The sequence below is a fragment of the Nocardia kruczakiae NBRC 101016 genome, assembly GCF_001612965.1.
In the GTDB taxonomy this organism is placed as follows: Bacteria; Actinomycetota; Actinomycetes; order Mycobacteriales; family Mycobacteriaceae; genus Nocardia; species Nocardia kruczakiae.
In genome coordinates this window covers 1-20,120 of sequence record NZ_BDBL01000076.1, presented here as the reverse complement: position 1 = coordinate 20,120, position 20,120 = coordinate 1, and the positions used below count along the sequence as shown (strand labels likewise).

Annotated in this window: 17 protein-coding genes; 9 read left to right on the top strand and 8 right to left on the bottom strand. The window is 68.5% G+C overall.

All coding sequences use genetic code 11. The features are described 5' to 3' along the window. Nucleotides 1-77: SDR family NAD(P)-dependent oxidoreductase (locus NK1_RS34855; RefSeq protein ID WP_245660993.1), on the bottom strand; the 77-nt coding region annotated here is incomplete at its 3' end. A 254-nt stretch (nt 78-331) separates the two neighbouring features. Between NK1_RS34855 and NK1_RS32685 the strand changes: the two genes are divergently transcribed. From NK1_RS32685 to NK1_RS32660, 6 genes are all read left to right on the top strand, one after another. After that, nucleotides 332-3,250: an FAD-binding and (Fe-S)-binding domain-containing protein gene (locus tag NK1_RS32685; RefSeq protein WP_084461845.1), complete on the top strand. Its 2,919-nt coding sequence runs from the start codon at nt 332-334 to the stop codon at nt 3,248-3,250. After that, nucleotides 3,247-4,350 carry an enolase C-terminal domain-like protein gene (locus NK1_RS32680; protein WP_063015028.1) on the top strand — a complete coding sequence of 368 codons (1,104 nt, stop codon included), beginning with the start codon at nt 3,247-3,249 and terminating at the stop codon, nt 4,348-4,350. The genes NK1_RS32685 and NK1_RS32680 overlap by 4 nt, the downstream gene beginning before the upstream one ends. Before the next feature lie 54 nt (nt 4,351-4,404). Then, nucleotides 4,405-5,358, top strand: a complete 954-nt coding sequence (locus tag NK1_RS32675) for a TIGR03557 family F420-dependent LLM class oxidoreductase (RefSeq protein WP_063015026.1) — start codon at nt 4,405-4,407, stop codon at nt 5,356-5,358. Between the two features lie 51 nt (nt 5,359-5,409). Next, nucleotides 5,410-6,873: an aminotransferase class I/II-fold pyridoxal phosphate-dependent enzyme gene (locus NK1_RS32670; protein WP_063015024.1), complete on the top strand. Its 1,464-nt coding sequence runs from the start codon at nt 5,410-5,412 to the stop codon at nt 6,871-6,873. Nucleotides 6,874-6,964: 91 nt separating this feature from the next. After that, nucleotides 6,965-8,596 carry an ABC-F family ATP-binding cassette domain-containing protein gene (locus NK1_RS32665; protein ID WP_036502358.1) on the top strand — a complete coding sequence of 544 codons (1,632 nt, stop codon included), beginning with the start codon at nt 6,965-6,967 and terminating at the stop codon, nt 8,594-8,596. A 140-nt stretch (nt 8,597-8,736) separates the two neighbouring features. After that, nucleotides 8,737-8,979: a helix-turn-helix domain-containing protein gene (locus tag NK1_RS32660; RefSeq protein WP_051024681.1), complete on the top strand. Its 243-nt coding sequence runs from the start codon at nt 8,737-8,739 to the stop codon at nt 8,977-8,979. A 63-nt stretch (nt 8,980-9,042) separates the two neighbouring features. Here the strand turns inward: NK1_RS32660 and NK1_RS32655 are convergent, their stop codons facing one another. Beyond that, a complete protein-coding gene (locus tag NK1_RS32655) occupies nt 9,043-9,456 on the bottom strand; it encodes a cupin domain-containing protein (RefSeq protein ID WP_374726610.1) in 414 nt (137 codons plus the stop codon). 157 nt (nt 9,457-9,613) lie between these two features. Here NK1_RS32655 and NK1_RS32650 point away from each other — a divergent pair, with 157 nt between their 5' ends. Next, complete coding sequence (locus tag NK1_RS32650) at nt 9,614-10,117, top strand: MarR family winged helix-turn-helix transcriptional regulator (RefSeq protein WP_174552776.1); 504 nt, start codon at nt 9,614-9,616, stop codon at nt 10,115-10,117. A gap of 6 nt (nt 10,118-10,123) precedes the next feature. Here the strand turns inward: NK1_RS32650 and NK1_RS32645 are convergent, their stop codons facing one another. From NK1_RS32645 to acnA, 6 genes are all read right to left on the bottom strand, one after another. Continuing rightward, nucleotides 10,124-11,083, bottom strand: a complete 960-nt coding sequence (locus NK1_RS32645) for an MvdC/MvdD family ATP grasp protein (protein WP_063015018.1) — start codon at nt 11,081-11,083, stop codon at nt 10,124-10,126. 12 nt (nt 11,084-11,095) lie between these two features. Then, the gene (locus tag NK1_RS32640) at nt 11,096-11,563 is read right to left on the bottom strand and encodes a hypothetical protein (RefSeq protein WP_063015015.1); all 468 of its coding nucleotides are present in this window, start codon (nt 11,561-11,563) and stop codon (nt 11,096-11,098) included. Nucleotides 11,564-11,738: 175 nt separating this feature from the next. Next, complete coding sequence (locus tag NK1_RS32635) at nt 11,739-12,155, bottom strand: acyl-CoA thioesterase (protein ID WP_063015013.1); 417 nt, start codon at nt 12,153-12,155, stop codon at nt 11,739-11,741. Between the two features lie 72 nt (nt 12,156-12,227). Then, nucleotides 12,228-14,375, bottom strand: a complete 2,148-nt coding sequence (locus NK1_RS32630) for a prolyl oligopeptidase family serine peptidase (protein WP_245660992.1) — start codon at nt 14,373-14,375, stop codon at nt 12,228-12,230. A gap of 53 nt (nt 14,376-14,428) precedes the next feature. Next, nucleotides 14,429-14,995: a TetR/AcrR family transcriptional regulator gene (locus NK1_RS32625; RefSeq protein WP_036502387.1), complete on the bottom strand. Its 567-nt coding sequence runs from the start codon at nt 14,993-14,995 to the stop codon at nt 14,429-14,431. A gap of 175 nt (nt 14,996-15,170) precedes the next feature. Beyond that, the gene (gene acnA, locus NK1_RS32620) at nt 15,171-17,966 is read right to left on the bottom strand and encodes an aconitate hydratase AcnA (RefSeq protein ID WP_063015011.1); all 2,796 of its coding nucleotides are present in this window, start codon (nt 17,964-17,966) and stop codon (nt 15,171-15,173) included. A gap of 274 nt (nt 17,967-18,240) precedes the next feature. Here acnA and NK1_RS32615 point away from each other — a divergent pair, with 274 nt between their 5' ends. After that, nucleotides 18,241-18,864 carry an Rv1476 family membrane protein gene (locus NK1_RS32615; RefSeq protein WP_245660991.1) on the top strand — a complete coding sequence of 208 codons (624 nt, stop codon included), beginning with the start codon at nt 18,241-18,243 and terminating at the stop codon, nt 18,862-18,864. 478 nt (nt 18,865-19,342) lie between these two features. Continuing rightward, nucleotides 19,343-20,120 (top strand): coiled-coil domain-containing protein (locus tag NK1_RS32610; protein WP_369689840.1); only part of this gene is annotated, 778 nt, incomplete at its 3' end.

Below are 20,120 nucleotides of genomic sequence, written 5' to 3'. Positions count from 1 at the left end.
AGCGCCACGCGCGCCCCGTCGGCGGCGAAGCGCCGTGCGGCGGCGCGCCCGATTCCGGCGCTGGCTCCGGTGACCACCACTACCGGTGACTGTGCGCTCACTCGGTCTCCTCTCCTCGCGCGGTTGTCCGGCGCCCGAGGGCATATCGCGCGGGCGTCGCAGCTGACGCGTACCCGGGACGCGCGACGTTATGCGACAGGGGATCGCCTGGCATCGTGTCCGATTCGGCGGGTGTGACCTGCGGTCGGCCGGGTATCCGCGCGGTGTCCGGCCGCCCGCTGGCGCAGGCGCGGCCGCACGGAATCCGGCCGAGCACGACAGGGGTGCACGAATGACGATTTCGGATCGCGCGGCTCGCCCGCACCGCGGCTCGAAGCGAGACCGATGGCCGCTGCAGGCGCTCGAGACCGCACTCGAGGAGGCGGTCGACGGGGAGGTCCGTTTCGATTCGGGAACTCGCGCCACCTATTCCACCGACGCCTCGAACTATCGCGCGCTGCCGCTGGGCGTGGTCGTTCCGCGCACACCGGAAGCCGCCGCGGTCGCGGTCGGCATCTGCCGCGACCACGACGTCCCGTTGCTCTCGCGCGGTGGCGGCACCAGCCTCGCCGGGCAGAGTTGCAATACGGCGGTCGTCATCGACTGGACCAAATACTGCCACCGGCTGCTCGCCGTGGACGCCGAAACCCGCACGGCCGTGGTCGAACCCGGTATCGCGCTCGACCCGCTCAATCAGCAGCTGAAGCCGTCCGGGCTGATGGTCGGGCCCAAGCCCTCGACCCACGTCAGCTGCACGATCGGCGGGATGATCGGCAACAACTCGTGCGGTGCCACCGCACAGGCCTACGGCAAGATGGTCGATTCGGTGCGCCGGCTCGAGATCCTCACCTACGACGGGCTGCGGGCCTGGGTGGGCGCCGAGGATCCGATCCCGGGCACGAACCCGGAGGCCGACGAACTGATCCACCGCCTGCGAGAGGTCCGGGACCGCTACGCCGACGACATCCGTGCGGCCTATCCCGACATTCCCCGCCGCGTCTCCGGCTACAACCTCGACGCACTGCTGCCGGAGCGGGGATTCGATATCGCGAAGTTCCTCGTCGGCAGCGAGAGCACCCTGGTGACCGTCCTGCGCGCGGAGATCGAGCTGGTGCGGGTGCCGGCCGCGAAGGCGATGGCCGTCCTCGGCTTCCCCGACGTCTATCACGCCGCCGACGCGGTCTCCCGGATCCTGCCGCACGACCCGGCCGCGCTCGAGGGCCTGGACCATCGTCTGGTCCAACTGGAGCACAGCCGGCACCTCGCGGCGAAGGCCATCTCGCAGCTGCCCGACGGGAAGGCTTGGCTGATGGTGCAATTCGACGGCGACGACCAGAAAGAGGCCGACGCGCGGGCGAAGAAGATGATCGCCGACCTCGAACGCGCCACCGAGGCGAGTTCCACCATCCTCGACGATCCCGACCGCGAAGCCGAGGTGTGGGCCGCTCGTGAAGCCGGCCTCGGCGCCACCGCCTATCCGCCCGACGGCCCGGAGACGCACGAGGGCTGGGAGGACGCCGCGGTCCCGCCCGAGCGCCTCGGCGACTATCTGCGCGACTTCGACGCGCTGCTCGATGAATTCGGCTACGAATCCAGTTCGCTCTACGGGCATTTCGGTCACGGCTGCGTGCACACCCGCATCCCGTTCGACCTGCGCACCGCCGACGGCATCGCGCACTACCGGCGCTTCGTCGAACGTGCCGCGCGCCTGGTGAGCAGCTACGGCGGGTCGCTGTCCGGGGAGCACGGCGACGGACAATCGCGCGCGGAACTGTTGCCGATCATGTTCGGCGACAAGGTGGTTCGCGCTTTCGGTGAGGTCAAGGCGCTGTTCGATCCACGCAATCGGATGAATCCGGGCAAAATCGTCGAGCCGCACCGGCTGGATTCGGATCTGCGTCAGGGCAGCGCCTACCGGCCGTGGGAACCGGTGACGCACTTCGCCTTTCCCGACGACGACCACCGGTTCAGCGAGGCGGCCGGGCGCTGCGTGGGCGTCGGCAAATGCCGCGGCGAGAGCAGCGGGGTGATGTGTCCCAGCTACCGCGCCACCCGCGAGGAGGAGCATTCCACCCGCGGCCGGGCCCGGCTGTTGTTCGAAATGCTGCAGGGTGACGCGATCACCGACGGCTGGCGCTCCACCGAGGTCCGCGACGCGCTCGATCTGTGCCTGGCCTGCAAGGGATGTCGCAGCGACTGCCCGGTCGATGTCGACATGGCCACCTACAAGGCCGAATTCCTGTCCCACCACTACGAACACCGAGTCCGGCCGATGGCCCATTATTCGATGGGCTGGATTCCGCTGTGGGCGCGGCTGGGCACCTCGATGGCTCCGCTCGCCAACGCGGTGACCCACACCCCGGGCCTGCGGCGCCTGGTCTCGGCTGCCGGTGGCATCGCGCGGCAACGGGAGATGCCGCGGTTCGCCCGCACCCGGTTCACCCGGAAATTCCGCGACCACACGAGCTCTACGACGGGGGAGCGCGGCACGGTTCTGCTGTGGCCCGATACCTTCACCAACAATTTCGAACCGGGAATCGCCGACGCCGCGGTGACGGTGCTGGAGGCCGCGGGCTTCTCCGTGATCGTGCCCGAGCGCACGGTCTGCTGCGGCCTGACCTGGATCTCGACCGGGCAGCTGCCCACCGCCAAACGGGTGCTGCGGCGCACGCTGCGGGTGCTGGCGCCACAATTGCGCGACAGCACACCGATCGTCGTCCTCGAGCCCAGCTGCGCGGCCGTGTTCCGATCCGATCTGCCCGAACTGCTCTACGGCGACCAGGATGCCGAGCGGTTGTCGAAACAGACCTACACACTGGCCGAACTGCTGGCCGAGCGGGCGCCGGACTGGACCCCGCCGCACGTCGACACCGCGGCGATGGTGCAGCCGCACTGCCACCACCACGCGATCATGCAGTACGACACCGATCGGGAACTGCTGTCGTCGACCGGCGCCGACGTCGAAGTCCTCGATGCCGGATGTTGCGGTCTGGCAGGCAATTTCGGCTTCGAACGCGGCCACTACGACGTCTCGGTGGCCTGCGCGGAGGACAAACTCATGCCGGCCGTGCGCGAGCGCGATCCGGGCACCGTGGTGCTCGCCGACGGGTTCAGCTGCCGCACCCAGATCCGGCAGCTGCAACCGGACGCCGATCCCCGCCACGCCGTCGAACTGCTGGCCGAGGCACTGGCGGCGAAGGACCGGAAGTGACGGCGACCATCGACGAGGCGGTCCGGGTGGGGGTCTACCGCTTCCCGACTCCGGAGCCGGAAGCCGACGGCACCCTGCGGTGGGAGGCGACCACCGCGGTGACCGTGGAAATCGACGCGGGCGGGCAGACCGGACTGGGGTGGACCTACAGCGGCGGCGCCACCGCCGCGATCGTGCGTGAGGTGCTCGCGCCGGTCCTGGCCGGGCGTTCGCCGTTCGATATCGGCGACTGCCGGATCCGGATGCAACGCGCCTGCCGCAATCTGGGCACGGCCGCGGTCGTCGCCCATGCGCTCAGCGCCGTCGATATCGCCCTGTGGGATCTGAAGGCGCGCCTGCTCGATGTGCCGCTGAGCCGGCTGTTCGGTGCCGTGCGACCGGCGACACCGGTCTACGGTTCGGGGGGATTCACCACTCTCACCGACGACGAGCTGGGCGAGCAGATCGACGGCTGGCTGTCGGCGGGATGCCGATGCGTCAAGATCAAGATCGGCGAGGATCGCGGCGAACGGACCGATCGGGATCTCGAGCGGGTGTCCTTCGCGAACGGGCTGCTCGGCGACCGCGCCCGCCTGATGGTCGACGCGAACGGCGCCTACTCCACCGCCCTGGCCCGCCGGGTGGGCGCGGACCTGGACCGGCACGGTGTTATCTGGTTCGAAGAGCCCGTCACCAGCGACGATCCCCCCGGTCTGGCCCTGGTGCGCGCGGCGCTGCGCTGCGACGTGACCGCCGGCGAATACGTCTACCGCCACTACGACGCGGCCGCGCTGATCGGCTCGGTGGACTGTCTGCAACTGGACGTGACCCGCTGCGGCGGCTACAGCGGCTTCCTGGAATGCGCCGCGCTCGCCGCCGCGCACGGCCTCGACATCTCCGCGCACTGCGCGCCCGCGCTGCACGCGCCGATCGTGTCCTCGTTCGCCCACCTGCGCCACGTGGAATGGTTCATCGACCACAGCCGTCTGGAACCACTGCTGGTCGACGGCGTGCCCGACGTCCGCGACGGCGCCCTCGCGACCGGCCGGGGCGCCGGACACGGAATGCGGCTCGCGGAGTCGGCCGGAAAATATTCGGTCGAGGGTGCCGGTCACCGGTGAGCCGGTGCGCGCGGGCGGCCGAATACCGGCGCGGCTGCTGGGTAACCGCCGGACATGGCAGCCATCGGATATTTTCTCGCCAGCGAACAATTCGGGCCGAAGGAACTCGTCGAGCAGGCCCGCCGCGCGGAACAGGCCGGTTTCGAGCGGCTGTGGATTTCCGATCACTTTCATCCCTGGAACGACGCCCAGGGGCACAGCCCCTTCGTCTGGGGCACGATCGGCGCGTTGTCCCAGGCCACGTCGCTACCGATCACCACGGCCGTGACCTGTCCGACGGTGCGCATCCACCCCGCGATCATCGCCCAGGCCGCCGCCACCGCGGCCGTGCAACTCGACGGCCGCTTCGTGCTCGGCGTCGGCAGCGGTGAGGCGCTCAACGAGCACATCTTCGGCGACCCGTGGCCCCCGCCGGGGGAGCGGCTGCAGATGCTGGCCGAGGCCGTGGACGTGATCCGCCGCCTGCATCGCGGTGACCTGGTGACCTACCGCGGCGAGCACTACGAGGTGCAGGAGGCGCGGATCTACACCCTGCCGGAACAGCCGGTGCCGATCTACGTGTCCGGATTCGGCCCGCAGGCAACGGAATTGGCGGCGCGCATCGGCGACGGCTACTGCACGAGCATGCCCGACGCCGAGCTGGTCGGACTGTTCCGCGACAGCGGCGGAGGCACCAAACCGGTGCAGATGGGCACCAAGGTGAGCTGGGCGGCCGACGAGGAGTCCGGAGTCGACGCCGCGCATCGGCTGTGGGCCAACGAACTGCTGCCGGGCCAGCTCGGCCAGACCCTGCCGCGCCCCGCCGATTTCGAGGACGCGATGTCGTTGCTCGATCGCGAGGCGTCACGGCAGCACTTCGCCGCCGGGCCGGACCCGCAGCGCCACATCGACCAGCTGCGCACCTGTGTGGAAGCCGGCGCGGACGAGGTCTACGTCGGCCAGATCGGACCGGATCTGGAGGGCTTCTTCACCGCATACGAGAAGGAGGTACTGCCGGCCCTGCGCTGAGCGGTACGCCATCACCATTGATATCGACTGATTTCCACGAGAGGCGAACGGATGGATCACTCACGGGCCCCGGTGCTGGACGCATTGGCCGAATACCGAGAACTCGGCCGCTACGGCTTCACCCCGCCCGGGCATCGGCAGGGCGCGGGCGCCGATCCGGGCGTGCGCGAGGTGCTCGGCGGCGCGCTGGCGGCCGACATCCTCGCCACACCCGGCCTCGACGATCGGCTCTCGCGCGGCGGCTATCTGAGCGAGGCCGAGCAGCTGATGGCCGACGCGGTGGGCGCCGACGCGGCGTTCTTCTCCACCTGCGGCAGCTCGCTGTCGGTGAAGGCGGCGATGCTCGCCGTCGCCGGCGGCGCGGAAGGTGGTCTCATCCTGGGCCGCGACAGCCACAAGTCGATCGTCGCCGGGCTGGTGTTCTCCGGCGTGCTGCCGCGCTGGGTCCCGCCGCGCTGGGACGCGCAGCGGCACCTGTCGCATCCGCCGTCGCCCGAGCAGGTCGAGCAGGCCTGGGAGAAATATCCCGACGCCGCGGGCGCGCTGATCGTCAGTCCGAGCCCGTACGGCACCTGCGCCGACATCTCCGGTATCGCGGAGGTCTGTCATCGCCGCGGCAAGCCGCTGATCATCGACGAGGCGTGGGGCGCGCATCTGCCGTTCCATCCCGATCTGCCGACCTGGGCGATGGACGCCGGCGCCGATGTCTGCGTGGTCAGTGTGCACAAGATGGGCGCCGGATTCGAACAGGGTTCGGTCTTCCACGTCCAGGGCGATCTGGTGGATGCCGACAAGTTGAAGCTGTGCGCCGAACTGCTCACCACGACGAGCCCCAATGTGCTGCTCTACGCGGCCATCGACGGCTGGCGCCGCCAAATGGTCGAGCACGGTGAGAAACTGCTCACCGACGCGCTGCACACGGCCGAACGGGCCCGGACCGCGCTCGACCGGATTCCCGGCATCTCGGTGATGGAGAACGAACTGCTCGGCGCGGAGGCCTCCCACGACCTCGATCGCATGCAGGTGCTGATGGACGTATCGAGCACCGGCGCAACGGGTTTCGAGGTCGCCGACTGGCTGCGCGAGCACCGCCGCATCGATATGGGCCACAGTGACCATCGCCGGATCCTGGCCACGCTGTCCATGGCCGACGACACCGACACCGTCGACGCACTGGTCGACGCCGTGACCGCCTGGCGCGTGCACTACCGCGGCGCCGGTCCGAGCCCCGGCGACATCCACGTGCCCGCACCGCGCGAGCTGCAGCTGGAATCGGTGATGACCCCGCGCGACGCCTTCTTCGGCCCGGAGGAGACGGTGCCGTTCGAGAAGGCGATCGGCCGCATCGCGGCCGAACAGGTCACGCCGTACCCGCCCGGAATTCCGGTGATCGTGCCCGGGGAACTGGTCGACGCCGCGGTCGTGGACTACCTGCGGTCCGGAGTGGAGAACGGGATGAATCTGCCCGATCCCGCCGATCCGACCTTGCGCACGCTGCGGGTGGTGGCCGGGTGAGCGTCGAGAGCCGGTAAAATGGGTGGTTCTGGTGTGTCCGAGGGATGCACAATCGAACCGTTTGCCCCCTTTACCGTGCTAGGAGACTGTTGTGATCACCGCGACCGACCTGGAGGTCCGGGCCGGAATCCGCACCCTGCTCACCGCGCCGGGTTCGGCGCTGCGGGTGCAGGCCGGTGATCGGATCGGTCTCGTCGGCCGCAACGGCGCGGGCAAGACCACCACGCTGCGCATCCTGGCCGGTGAAGGAGAACCCTACGCCGGCAAGGTGATTCGTTCGGGCGAAATCGGCTATCTGCCGCAGGATCCGCGTGAGGGAAATCTCGACGTGCTGGCCCGCGACCGGGTGCTCTCGGCGCGCGGGCTCGACAAGCTGATCCGCGATATGGAGAAGCAGCAGGCCCTGATGGCCGAGGTCGTCGACGACGCCGAACGCGAGAAGGCGGTGCGCAAGTACGGCCGGCTCGAGGAGCGATTCTCGGCGCTGGGCGGCTACGTCGCCGAGAGCGAGGCCGCCCGGATCTGCCACAGCCTCGGTCTGCCGGATCGGGTGCTGGGCCAGGCGCTGCGCACCCTGTCGGGCGGTCAGCGCCGGCGCATCGAGCTGGCGCGGATACTGTTCTCCGCCTCCGACGGCTCCGGTGGCAAATCCGATACCACGCTGCTGCTCGACGAGCCGACCAACCACCTCGACGCGGACTCCATCACGTGGCTGCGCGGCTTTCTGCAGAACCACGACGGTGGCCTGATCGTCATTTCCCACGACGTCGACCTGCTCGCCGACGTGGTGAACAGGGTGTGGTTCCTCGACGCCGTGCGTGGTGAGGCCGACATCTACAACATGGGCTGGAAGAAGTATCTCGACGCCCGCGCCACCGACGAGCAGCGCCGTGTCCGCGAGCGCGCCAACGCGGAGAAGAAGGCCTCCGCGCTCAAGCAGCAAGCCGCCAAACTCGGCGCGAAAGCGACGAAAGCCGCTGCGGCACACCAGATGGTCAAACGCGCCGAGCGCATGCTCTCCGAGCTCGACGACGTGCGCGTGGCCGACAAGGTGGCCCGCATCAAGTTCCCCGAACCCGCTCCCTGCGGCAAGACACCGCTGATGGCCACCAACCTCACCAAGCTCTACGGATCGCTGGAGATCTTCACCGGCGTGAACCTGGCCATCGACAAGGGCAGCCGTGTCGTGATCCTCGGCCTCAACGGCGCGGGTAAGACGACCATGCTGCGTCTGCTCGCGGGCGTCGAGCCGCTGACCGCCGGGCAGATCGATCCGGGACGCGGGCTGCGCATCGGGTATTTCGCCCAGGAACACGACACCCTCGACGACAACGCCACCGTTTGGGAGAACATCCGCCACGCGGCTCCCGACGCGGGCGAGCAGGACCTGCGCGGGCTGCTGGGCGCGTTCATGTTCACCGGCCCGCAGCTCGACCAGCCGGCCGGCACCCTGTCCGGCGGTGAGAAGACCCGCCTCGCGCTGGCCGGTCTGGTCTCCTCGGCGGCCAACGTGCTGCTGCTCGACGAGCCCACCAACAACCTCGATCCGGTCTCGCGCGAACAGGTCCTCGACGCGCTGCGCAGCTATGCGGGCGCGGTCGTTCTGGTCACCCACGACCCGGGTGCGGCCGAGGCGTTGAATCCGGAACGGGTGATCATGCTGCCCGACGGCACCGAGGATCACTGGTCGCAGGACTACCTGGAGCTGATTCAGCTGGCCTGAGCGTGGCGAATGCTTCCGGCGACGCGCCGAGACACGCCGAAAGATCCTCGCAATCGGTGAGTTTCATCACAGTGAGGCGTTGATCACTGCGAGTCGAGTGTCTAGCCTGGAATGAGGCTGCACGGCGACCGGAGGAAGCCATGAGTGACAGGCCCGCACAGGGGAAGTCGATGTTGGGTAAGGGCACGCGCGTCACGGGCAAGTCGCGCGACCGGCTGCAAACCCAGCTGAAGAAGCAATACGAGGCGGGCGCCAGCATTCGTTCGCTGGCGCGGGAGACCGGCCGCTCGTACGGATTCATTCACAACGTGCTCGTGGAGTCGCATGTGCAACTCCGCAGCCGGGGTGGTGCCAACCGGCGCAAAGCGGTCAGCAAGCCCTGACCCGCCCACTCGCCCGACCGGCTTCCGCGGCCGTCGGCGTCTCGTGCCGCGCTGCGCTCGAGTTCACGCGCGGTGGGCGTTGCGTTCGGCCCACCAGTTCGGCGCGTCGACGAAATGGTTGTCGTACTCGTCCTGGGTAGCGGCGAGTTCGGCGAGGGTCGCCTCGCCGGAGGCCACCCGCTCGAGCAGCCGGAAGTAGCCGAAGCGCTGCACGGCGGGGGTCAGTGCGATCAGGATCCGCGCGGGTGAACCCGGTGCGGCGCCGAAGGCGTGCGGCATGAACCGTGGCACCGTGATCGCGCCACCGGCGGCGACGGTCGTGATCTCCTCGCCCGCGAGCACCTGCAATTCGCCCTCGGCGACGTAGAACAGCTCGTCGGACAGTGTGTGATAGTGCGGAGTCGCGCCGTCGGCGCCGGGCGCCATCGTGACCTCGAGCGTGCTGACACTGCCGCCGGTGCGGTCGGAATCCAGCAGCAGGCGCATGGTCACCGTGTCGGTCCTGCGCACCTCGGCCTCGGCGGGCTGGACGACGGCGGCGGGAATGCGGGGTTCGGTGGTCATCGGATCTCCCAAGTAGTTCGCTATCGAATAGTTCGCTACCGAACTATATCCCGTCGAATAGTATGTGTCCATGGCTGGACGGCAGACCGATGCGGTGGATGCGATCGTGGCGCAGTGGGAACGGGAACGACCCGACCTGGATCTCACGGCGATGGCGGTGCTCGGCCGCCTCGGCCGCCTGTACGTCCTCGCCGAACGCGAGATCGACGCGGTGTTCACCGCGCACGGGCTGCAGCGCGGCGAGTTCGATGTGCTTGCGGCACTGCGTCGTTCGGGTGAACCGTTCGAACTGACCCCGTCGGTCCTGGCCGACACGCTGATGTTGTCGCGCGCCGGCATGACCGGCCGCCTGGACCGCCTGGAATCGGCCGGACTGGTGCGACGCATCGCCGATCGCGCCGACCGCCGCGCGGTCCGGGTCGCCCTGACCGAGGCCGGGCGCGCCCGCGTCGACGAGGTCGTCACCGCCCACACCGACAACGAGACGCGCCTGCTGTCCGGATTGTCCGCGCGTGACCGCGGCGAACTGGACCGGATCGCGCGCATCCTGCTGGCCGACCTCGACCGGCCGTGATGCCGGTCAGCCCGACACCATCGCCTCACCGTGGACGAGGAACTGGGCGAGGCTGGCGAAGATCGGCAGCCCGGTCTTGATCTCCAGATAGGCGAACTGCCCCTGCGGGTTCACCTCGAGAAAGTAGTACTCGCCGTCGAGGCCGAGCCTGATGTCGAGCACGCCGAACACCAGTCCGAGCGCGCCCATCAGCGTGGTCAGCGACTTGCTCACCGAGGCGGGCAGCCGCTCGCGAGTGAAGGCCACCGAGGTGTCGAGGCGCGAATCCACCCATCCCGCACCGGATTGCGAGTCGATCCGCACCGCCCACTCGACGCCGTCGATCCACACCACCCGCAGATCGCATTCGGCTTCGACATAGTCCTGGAAGGTGGTCGGTGCCGAGCGGATGGTGTCGAATCGGCCGAGATCCTCGCGGCTCACGATGCGCGTTTCGGAGAATTCCGCGCGGCCGGTACCGGTCCGTTTGTAGATCACCGACCCGCCGCGGGAATCGACGAAACTGCGGGCCTCGTCGGGATCGTTGGTGATCAACGTTTCCGGGATCGCGAAACCGCTGCGCCGGGCGGTGTCGAGCTGCACGATTTTGCGGGTGGCGGTGCGGTCGGCGCCGGGATCGTTGACCCAGACCGCCGGTATCGACCACAGCAGGCCCTGCAGGAACCCGTCGCATTCGGCCTGCCGGAAATCGTCGTCGCCGTCGAGGAAACCGCCGGGCACCCGGCACGGCCGGGGGCGGCGCCACCAGACAGTGGTCACATCATCGAGACCGGCGATATGCGACATCGAGCGAACGGCGCCGGCGCGATCGAGCCGGAAACTGCCGCATTCGCGCGGAAAATCGCGCATATCCAGACGAATCGGAATGAGCCCGTACATATTCCGCAGCATCGAAGCCATCGCGTCGGCGTGCAGATCGTCGTTCTCGGCGACGATCAGCACGGCACCCGGCGACCGGGCACTCATCGAAACGGCCCCTCAGTCCAGGCTGTCGCAGGCGATGCCGTCGTCGCTGCCCCCGCCGCTGCGAGTCTGGCTGTAGCTCACCGTCGCGCCGGCGGCCCCCGGGGCGGGCGCGACGTCGAGCTTGCGCGCCCACTGCTCGGTCAGGCGGGCCAGCAACTCGTCGCCGACGGCGGGGCTGGGCCGAGGCGGCAGTGTCAGCGGGCGTTCGGTGAGCTGAATGCGCCGCCGCTGCGTGAAATCCGCTGTGGCGCCGGGCCGTATCCAGACGAGGATCGCGCGTTCCACGGTGCCGGAATCCGGCGATTCGTCGCGCAGCTGGAGGACGTCGTCGCGATCGAGGGTCCAGATGCCCTCGGCGACCCGGACGCTGATGGTGTCGCGAGATTCGGCGACCAGACGGCCGGACAGCGGTGGCGCCGGGTGGCGGGGTTTCGGGCGCGGCCGGGTGTGTCCGGGTACCTGGCGGCCGGCATCGTTCATGGGCTGGACTCCGATCTGCTCGCGATTTGCCCCGGAAGTCGAGCGTGATCTGGATCATAGCCCGCCGCAGTGCCCGGCCGGTTCGCAACGAAAGAATTCCGGTGCAAACCTCGTGCCGGGGTTCGGGCGTGGAAAGCGCTATCGCCGAAAGTGATTCGGTTGAGCTGTCAACGCCTCACAGACCGAGCACACCGGGGGATTCGGCGAGTTCCAGGAACCGCTGACTCGGGTTCGACACGAGTTTGCGCGCGTCGAGATCCATCAGCCCCAGCACGACGGAGAATTCCGCGGAGACGGTGCCGTCGAGCTTGCGAATCTGCTGGTCCATCCAGAACGCCTTGCCCTCACCCCAGCGGCATGCGCAGGTCACGGTGATCTCGTCGCCCAGATGCAGTTCCCGCCGATACTTGACGGTCGATTCCAGGACTACCGGGCCGAGTCCGGACAGCCGCATCTTGTCCGGGACCAGACCGGCCGCGCGCAGCACCTCCCAGCGGGCGTGCTCGGCGTACTGGTGGTACACGGCCTGGTTGAGATGGCCGTTGACGTCGAGTTCGTATCCACGGACGGTGACGGGCACAGAAAAGGTCATACCCGGGCGAACCGCCACCGATTTCCGGGTATTTCCGGATCGGGCGTGGGATCGGTCACCGCATCGCGGCGGCTACATCAATCGCCGCATCAGATACGTGTACTCGAGCGCGCTGGTGCGGGCCTGTTCCTCCCGGTCGGCGCCGGCGCCGTGACCGCCCTCGCCCGCTTCGTAGAACAGATACGGATCGCCGAATTCGGCCAGCCGCGCCGCGAACTTGCGGGCGTGCTGCGGACCCACCCGGTCGTCCTTGGTCGTGGTCCAGACGAACGGTTCCGGATAATGCGCCCCGCGTCGCAGTTGCCCGTACGGCGAGACGGATTCGAGAAACGCCCGCTGCGCGGGATCGTCGACGCTGCCGTACTCGTCCACCCAGGAGGCGCCCGCGGCGATCTTCTCGTAGCGCATCATGTCCAGCAGCGGTACCTGGATGTCGACCGCGTTCCACATCTCCGGATGCTGGACGAATTCGACCCCCATGAGCAGACCGCCGTTGGAGCCGCCCTGGATGCCCAGCCGCGGGGCGCTGGTCACGCCCCGGGCCACCAGATCCTTGCCGACCGCGGCGAAATCGTCGAACGCCCGCTGTCGGCGGGTGGTGCGCGCGGCCTCGTGCCAGGCGGGACCGAATTCGCCGCCGCCGCGAATGTTCGCCAGAACGAAGACGCCGCCGTGCTCGAGCCAGAGCCGGCCGAGCGTCGCCTGATACGAGGGAGTCTGCGATATCCCGAAGCCGCCGTAGGCGTTCATCAGGGTGGGGTTCGAACCGTCGAATGCCATATCGGCCGCGTGCACCACGAAATACGGTACCGGGGTGCCGTCGGCCGAGGTCGCCTTCTGCTGTTCGACCACATAGCGGGACGAATCGAACTGCGGCGGTGTGGTTTTCACCTGCCGGGCGGTGCCGGCGGCGGTGTCCACGCTCCACAGGGTGGTCGGAACGAGGAACGAGGTCACCGAGAGATAGGCGTGCTCGCCCGTCGGATCGGCGGTGACGGTGTCGACGGTCGCGTTGTCCGGCAACGGCACCGGCGTGCCCGACCAGGTACCGTCCGGACGCGATGTGTAGACGGTGGCGCGACCACGTACGTCGTTCAGCGACGTGACCACGGCGTGGTCGCGTGTGGTCTGTACACCGCTCAGACTCTCCGACGGACCCGGGAGGTAGACCGGTGTCACCTGCGGACGCTCCGGATCGGTGGTGAGTCGATCGGCGTCCACCGATACCAGGGCACCTGCCGGATAGGTCGTCGCGCCGAGAACCCAGTCCTGCCGCAGCGACACCAGCAGGTGGTTGCCGACCATACCGGCGAAGTCCGATTTCGCCGGGAGCGCGGTCCGGACCGGGCCGGTCGCGGTGAGCAGGTCGGCGTCGTGTTCGAAGAAGGTCCGGCCGCGCACGACGAGCCCGAGCCGCCGCCCGGCACCGTTGTCCAGCACGACCGGCGCGGTCGACAGCTGATCGGTCCGGTCGCCCCGCGTGAGTTCGGTTGCCGCGTCGAGAGGTTGGCCGCGGCGCCACTGCCGGACGATATACGGGTAGCCGGAGACCGTCATCTCACCCGGCCGCCATTCCCGCGCGATCAGCACCGTGTTCTCGTCGCTGAACGTGAGGTCGACCTTGCCGCGCGGCACCGTGAAGCCGTCCGGCACGAACTGCCGTGTGCTGCGGTCGAATTCGCGAACCGAAACGGCGTCCTCGCCGCCGTCGGACAGACTGATCAGGCACCGGCGATGTGTGACCGGGTCGCAGTCGGCGCCGCGCCAGACCCAGTTCTTGCCCTCGGCTCGCGACAGCTCGTCGAGGTCGAGCAGCGTGGTCCAGTTCGGTTGCGGCGCTTCGTAATCGGCGGTCGTCGTTTCGCGCCAGATGCCGCGTTTGTGGTCACCGTCCTGCCAGAAGTTCTCGACGGCGCCGTCCTCGAAGCGCGGCATCGGGATCCGGTCGGACGTTTTCGCCAGCGCCGTCGCCTGCGCGAGATTGCCGGCGTAGCGCGAATCGTGTTCGAGCACATCGAGGGTCCGCCGATTCTGATCACCGACCCACGCCTGCACGCGCGGGCTGTCGAGGTCCTCGAGCCAGAGATAGGCATCCTGTGGTGCGGCAGCACTGCCGCACGCCGCGATCAGCATGGTGATCGACAGCACGACCGCCGCATGCAGTGGGGTGCGCGTGGCACCGCCGATATGTCCTTCTCGTCGTCCCCGCCCCATGATCATCAGCACATGGTACGACGAACCCGGCACGGGCACGGGCGGATATCGCGGGCGGTTCAGTCGCGGCGGCGGACCGACGCCTCCACGAGATCGAGTACGGCCGTGAGGTTTTCGTTGACGTGGCCGGAGGCGATGCGGGCGATGAGCCCGTCGAGCACCAGATCGAGATAGCCGAGCAGCACATCGGTGGGCACGTCGTCGCGCAGCGCGCCCGCCGCCTTGCGGCGTTCCAGCCGGGCCAGGGTGGCCGCGGTGAGTTCGGCCGAACGCTGGGTCCAGCCGGCGGCGAATTCGGGATCGGTGCGCAGTCGCCGGGCGATCTCGAGGCGGGTGCCCAGCCAGTTGTACTGCGCGGGATTGTCGAGCATCTCCCGCATGACCTGCACGATGCCCTCGTTGGCCGCGACCTCGGCCATCCGTCCGGCATCCTCCTGGGCCAGGGCCAGGAACAGGGCGTCCTTGTCCCGGAAATGATGGAAGATCGCACCGCGGGACAGGCCGATCGCCTCTTCCAGACGGCGGACGGTCGCACCCTCGTACCCGAATTCGGCGAAACACCGCCGCGCCCCGTCCAGAATCTGGCTGCGCCGGGCGGCGAGGTGATCGTCACTGACCTTGGGCATGGGCTCCTCCAGCGGGGAATGCACGGACCCCCGCGCCGGGACGATCCGGCGCGGGGGTTCTCACAGTACGAGCATGGACGCGTAGATCCTGCGGCGGCGCAACGATATTCGTGCCTGCCCGGCGATCCGACGGTCGCCGGGCGCGGCACGACGCCGCACCGCGTGGTGCGGGATATCAGCCGCGAATCATGTTGCGCAGCACGAACTGCAGGATGCCGCCGTTGCGGTAGTAGTCGGCCTCACCGGGGGTGTCGATGCGCACGACCGCGTCGAAGGTGACCTTCTCGCCGTTCTCCTTGGTCGCGGTGACCTTCAGCGTCTTCGGCGTGGTGCCCTCGTTGAGCTTGGTGATGCCCTCGATGTCGAACACCTCGGTGCCGTCCAAGCCGAGCGACGCGGCCGACTCACCCGCGGGGAACTGCAGCGGGATCACGCCCATGCCGATCAGGTTCGACCGGTGGATGCGCTCGAACGACTCGGTGATGACGGCCTTGACGCCCAGCAGACGGGTGCCCTTGGCCGCCCAGTCGCGCGAGGAACCCGAGCCGTACTCCTTACCGCCCAGCACGACCAGCGGGATGCCGGCCTTCTGGTAGTTCTGCGAGGCGTCGTAGATGAACGCCTGCGGGCCACCGTCCTGGGTGAAGTCGCGGGTGTAGCCACCCGAGACGTCGTCGAGCAGCTGATTGCGCAGCCGGATGTTGGCGAACGTGCCGCGGATCATGACCTCGTGGTTGCCGCGCCGCGAGCCCAGCGAGTTGTAGTCCTTGCGCTCGACGCCGTGCGAGTCGAGGTACTGCGCGGCCGGGGTGCCCGGCTTGATCGGACCGGCCGGGGAGATGTGGTCGGTGGTGACCGAATCACCCAGCAGGGCCAGCACGCGGGCGCCCTTGATGTCCTCGACCGGGGCCGGCTCGAGTTCCATCCCGTCGAAGTACGGCGCCTTGCGGACGTAGGTGGAGTTCTCGTCCCAGGCGAAGGTGTCACCGGACGGGGTGTCCAGGTTGCGCCAGCGCTCGTCGCCCTTGAAGACGTCGGCGTAGGACTTGCGGAACATGTCCTGGCTGATCGCCGACTTGATGGTGTCGTCGATCTCCTGGGCCGAGGGCCAGATGTCGCGCAGGAACACGTCGTTGCCCTCGGTGTCCTGACCCAGCGCGTCCTTCTCGAAGTCGAAGTCCATCGTGCCGGCCAGGGCGTAGGCGATGACCAGCGGCGGGGAGGCCAGGTAGTTCATCTTCACATCGGGGGAGATGCGGCCCTCGAAGTTGCGGTTGCCCGACAGCACGGCGGTGACCGACAGGTCGTTGTCGTTGACGGCCTTGGAGATCGCCTCCGGCAGCGGGCCGGTGTTGCCGATGCAGGTGGTGCAGCCGTAACCGCCCAGGTAGAAGCCCAGCTTCTCCAGGTACGGCCACAGGCCGGCCTTCTCGTAGTAGTCGGAGACGACCTGCGAGCCCGGTGCCATGTTGGTCTTGACCCACGGCTTGCTGGACAGGCCCTTCTCGACCGCGTTGCGGGCCAGCAGTGCCGCGCCGATCATGACCGACGGGTTGGAGGTGTTGGTGCAGGAGGTAATACCCGCGACCACGACCGCGCCGTGATCGAGAATGAATTCGCCGCGGTCCTCGGAGACCACCTTGACCGGCTTGGACGGACGCCCTTCGGCACCGTTGGCCGCCGAGTGGGCGGGGGTGTAGCTCTCGGCGCCGGCGCCGGCCGAAACCGAGACCGGATCCGAGGCGGGGAAGGTCTCCTCGACGCCCTCGTCGAGCGCGGTGTAGTCACCGGTGACGTAGTCGGTGATGTCGGAGCGGAACGCCGACTTCGACTCGCTGAGCAGGATGCGGTCCTGCGGGCGCTTCGGACCGGCGATCGAGGGCACCACGGTGCTCAGGTCGAGCTCGAGGTACTCCGAGTAGGCGGGCTCGTGCGCGGCGTCGTGCCACATGCCCTGTTCCTTGGCGTAGGCCTCGACCAGGGCCAGCTGCTCGTCGGAGCGACCGGTCAGACGCAGGTAGTTGATGGTCTCTCCGTCGATCGGGAAGATCGCCGCGGTGGAACCGAATTCGGGGCTCATGTTGCCCAGGGTGGCGCGGTTGGCCAGCGGCACCTCGGCCACGCCGGCGCCGTAGAACTCGACGAACTTGCCGACCACACCGTGCTTGCGCAGCATGTCGGTGACGGTGAGCACGACGTCGGTGGCGGTGACGCCCGGCTGGATCTCACCGGTGAGCTTGAAGCCGACCACGCGCGGGATGAGCATGGAGACCGGCTGGCCCAGCATCGCGGCCTCGGCCTCGATACCGCCGACGCCCCAGCCCAGCACGCCCAGGCCGTTGACCATGGTGGTGTGCGAGTCGGTGCCGACGCAGGTGTCCGGGTAGGCCTGGCCGTTGCGGGTCATGACGGTCGGGGCCAGGTACTCGATGTTGACCTGGTGCACGATGCCGGTGCCCGGGGGGACGACCTTGAAGTCGTCGAACGCGCCCTGGCCCCAGCGCAGGAACTGGTAACGCTCGCCGTTGCGCTGGTATTCGAGGTCGACGTTGCGCTCGAGGGCGTCGGCGCGGCCGAAGACGTCGAGGATCACCGAGTGGTCGATGACCATGTCGGCGGGGGAGAGCGGGTTGACCTTGTTCGGGTCGCCGCCCAGGGCGGTCACGGCCTCACGCATGGTGGCCAGGTCGACCACACAGGGCACGCCGGTGAAGTCCTGCATGATCACGCGGGCGGGGGTGAACTGGATCTCGATACTCGGCTCCGCCGACGGATCCCAGTTGGCGATGGCGCGGATGTGGTCGGCGGTGATGTTGGCGCCGTCCTCGGTGCGGAGCAGGTTCTCCGCCAGGACCTTGAGGGCGTAGGGCAGCTTCTCGGTGCCGGGCACGGCCGAGAGGCGGAAGATCTCGTAGGAGTTGCTTCCGACCTCGAGGGTGCCCTTGGCGCCGAATGTATCGATACTTGTCATACGTTCAGCTCCACTCGTCGGTGTTCCGATCGGGGCGCGTGCGGGCCCCGTGGGGTGGCCACCGGCGGGGCTGCGCCGGCGGCTGTCGTCGAGAACGCGTTTCGGGCTGCGCGCCTCGTACTTCCGAACTCTAACAGTACGCTTGTCCTATGAAGCATGCGGGGCGCGTACGGCGCGGCGTGCCGCCATCCATGATGCCCCCGTCGCGTACTGTGCTCGAAGGCCCCGCCGGAGTTGTCGCCTCCGGTGTGCCGGCCAGGTGTGTGTTGATCACGTGAATGTGTTGGACGTCCGTCGCTGGAGTCGGCGGCTCGACAAGACCGGATGGAAGATGACCGTCTCGTATGCCTCGGTTTTCACCCCCATGGCCGCGGAGCTCCCGCCGGATACCGACGTCGACGCCATCGTGCTGGATCTGGCCGACAACCATGTAGCCGCGCCCGAATCCAAGAATCAGGACGAGCTCGCCGAGATCGCGGCTCAGGCCCGTGCGCACGGCATCGACCTGAACATCGTGGTGGTGAAGGGAAATCCGGGGCGCGATTCGGATATGCGCGACCTGGCGACCACCCTCGGTAAGAGTGAACACGGCACGGTCGTGGTGTTCAGCGACGACTGGGTCGGCACCTACAGTGACTCGATCAACCGCGCGCGGCTGGAGTGGGCCGAGGACACGGCCAAGTACCACGGCGGGCACACCGCGACGGCCGCGCAGATCTTCGTCGATCGGCTGGAGACGCCGGAAAAGGTGTCCTGGACCGCGATCACGGGAGTTTTGCTGGCGGGCCTCGTGCTGACCATCGGGGGCCTGTACTACATCAAGTCCCGGCGTGCGTCGCGCGAGCAGGCAGCGGCGGCCGCCGATGTCCCGCCGAATCCGCCGGTGCCGTCTCGCTAGCCGTCTCCGGCGGCCGTCCTCGGCGTGTCGCGAAGCGAGCCCGATGGGTCGCCGAAAACTAGCCACCACCTCGGCGTGATGCCCGGTTCGAGGGATAAGTCGCGATTCGCGGGACGAAACTGAACGACCGGTTTGGTTCGCCCCCGGAACCCCCATTCGCGGTTGGCGAATTTTTAGCAAACCGAAAATTACTCCCCTGTGATTTGTCGTCCGATGTTTCCTCTGTGAAAGAAGTGTCGTACGGTTTCGAGGTGACACTCTTGGGGAAGAAGTGTCACATGGGCCTCCAGCGTCCCTCGAGGGCAGATGGACCGTTGGTGCTCGTGCGGCGACGCCTCGATCGGTCGCCCAGCGCAGTCCTGGCGAATCTGGTGCTCGCCGGGAGCCGCAGCGGGATCAGGGAGGTGTTATGCGAATATCGGCGAGGCGGTCCGGGGGTGCCGCGAAGGTCGCTGTTGGGTTGCTGTTATGTGGGTTCGTGCTGACGGTGACAGCTCCGCTGGTGGCCGCGGTGCCGCCGCCACCTCCGAATCCGAGCGACGGCGATATCGCCGCGGCGGGCGCGCAGGTCGATGCGGGGGTGAATCAGGTCAGCGGTCTGATCAATCAGGTCGCCACCGCCGACCAGCAGCTGGCCCAGCTCGATACCGAGGTCGCCGGCAAGCGGGAAGCCGTGAACAAGGCGCTGGTCGACCTGCAGAACGCCCGTGACGCCGCCGACGCGGCCGCGGCGACCGTCGCGGCCACCCAGCGTGATCTGCAGTCCGCCGGCACCCAGCTGAACCAGGCGCAGGGCAAATTCGACGAATTCGCCGTCGACGCCTACACCCACCCGGGTTCGACGTCGATGGTGAACTACCTGGCCGGCTCCGATCCGGCCTCCGCGCTCGACCGCGCCGATCTGCTCGGCATGGCGTCGAAGAATCAGCAGGCCGCCATCGACGGCCTGCGCCGCGCGCAGGTCGAACAGGCCAACAAGGATTCCGCCGCCCGTCAAGCCAAGAAGGCCGCCGACGCGGCCGCGGACGAGGCCGATCAGAAGCGGCAGCAGGCGCAGGCCGCGGTCGCCGCCGCCAAGGCCGCTCTCGACGAACAGGCGCAGAAGCGCGATGCGCTGATGTCCCAGCGCGATTCGGCCCAGCAGCAACTCGACCAGGCCCGGGCCACCGTGACCGGACTGCAGGGACAGCGCGACGCCTACCTGGCCTGGGACCGCGGGCGCCGGGCCGAAGTCGCCGCCGCCCAGGCGGCAGCGA

What these genes read in the sequence shown, in the direction of transcription:
- NK1_RS32625 (WP_036502387.1), bottom strand. Translation starts at nt 14,995, where the DNA reads ATGCCCAAGGTCAGTGACGATCACCTCGCCGCCCGGCGCAGCCAGATT.
- NK1_RS32685 (WP_084461845.1), top strand. Translation starts at nt 332, where the DNA reads ATGACGATTTCGGATCGCGCGGCTCGCCCGCACCGCGGCTCGAAGCGA.
- acnA (WP_063015011.1), bottom strand. Translation starts at nt 17,966, where the DNA reads ATGACAAGTATCGATACATTCGGCGCCAAGGGCACCCTCGAGGTCGGA.
- NK1_RS32635 (WP_063015013.1), bottom strand. Translation starts at nt 12,155, where the DNA reads ATGACCTTTTCTGTGCCCGTCACCGTCCGTGGATACGAACTCGACGTC.
- NK1_RS32660 (WP_051024681.1), top strand. Translation starts at nt 8,737, where the DNA reads ATGAGTGACAGGCCCGCACAGGGGAAGTCGATGTTGGGTAAGGGCACG.
- NK1_RS32640 (WP_063015015.1), bottom strand. Translation starts at nt 11,563, where the DNA reads ATGAACGATGCCGGCCGCCAGGTACCCGGACACACCCGGCCGCGCCCG.
- NK1_RS32645 (WP_063015018.1), bottom strand. Translation starts at nt 11,083, where the DNA reads ATGAGTGCCCGGTCGCCGGGTGCCGTGCTGATCGTCGCCGAGAACGAC.
- NK1_RS32670 (WP_063015024.1), top strand. Translation starts at nt 5,410, where the DNA reads ATGGATCACTCACGGGCCCCGGTGCTGGACGCATTGGCCGAATACCGA.
- NK1_RS32675 (WP_063015026.1), top strand. Translation starts at nt 4,405, where the DNA reads ATGGCAGCCATCGGATATTTTCTCGCCAGCGAACAATTCGGGCCGAAG.
- NK1_RS32650 (WP_174552776.1), top strand. Translation starts at nt 9,614, where the DNA reads ATGGCTGGACGGCAGACCGATGCGGTGGATGCGATCGTGGCGCAGTGG.
- NK1_RS32630 (WP_245660992.1), bottom strand. Translation starts at nt 14,375, where the DNA reads ATGATCATGGGGCGGGGACGACGAGAAGGACATATCGGCGGTGCCACG.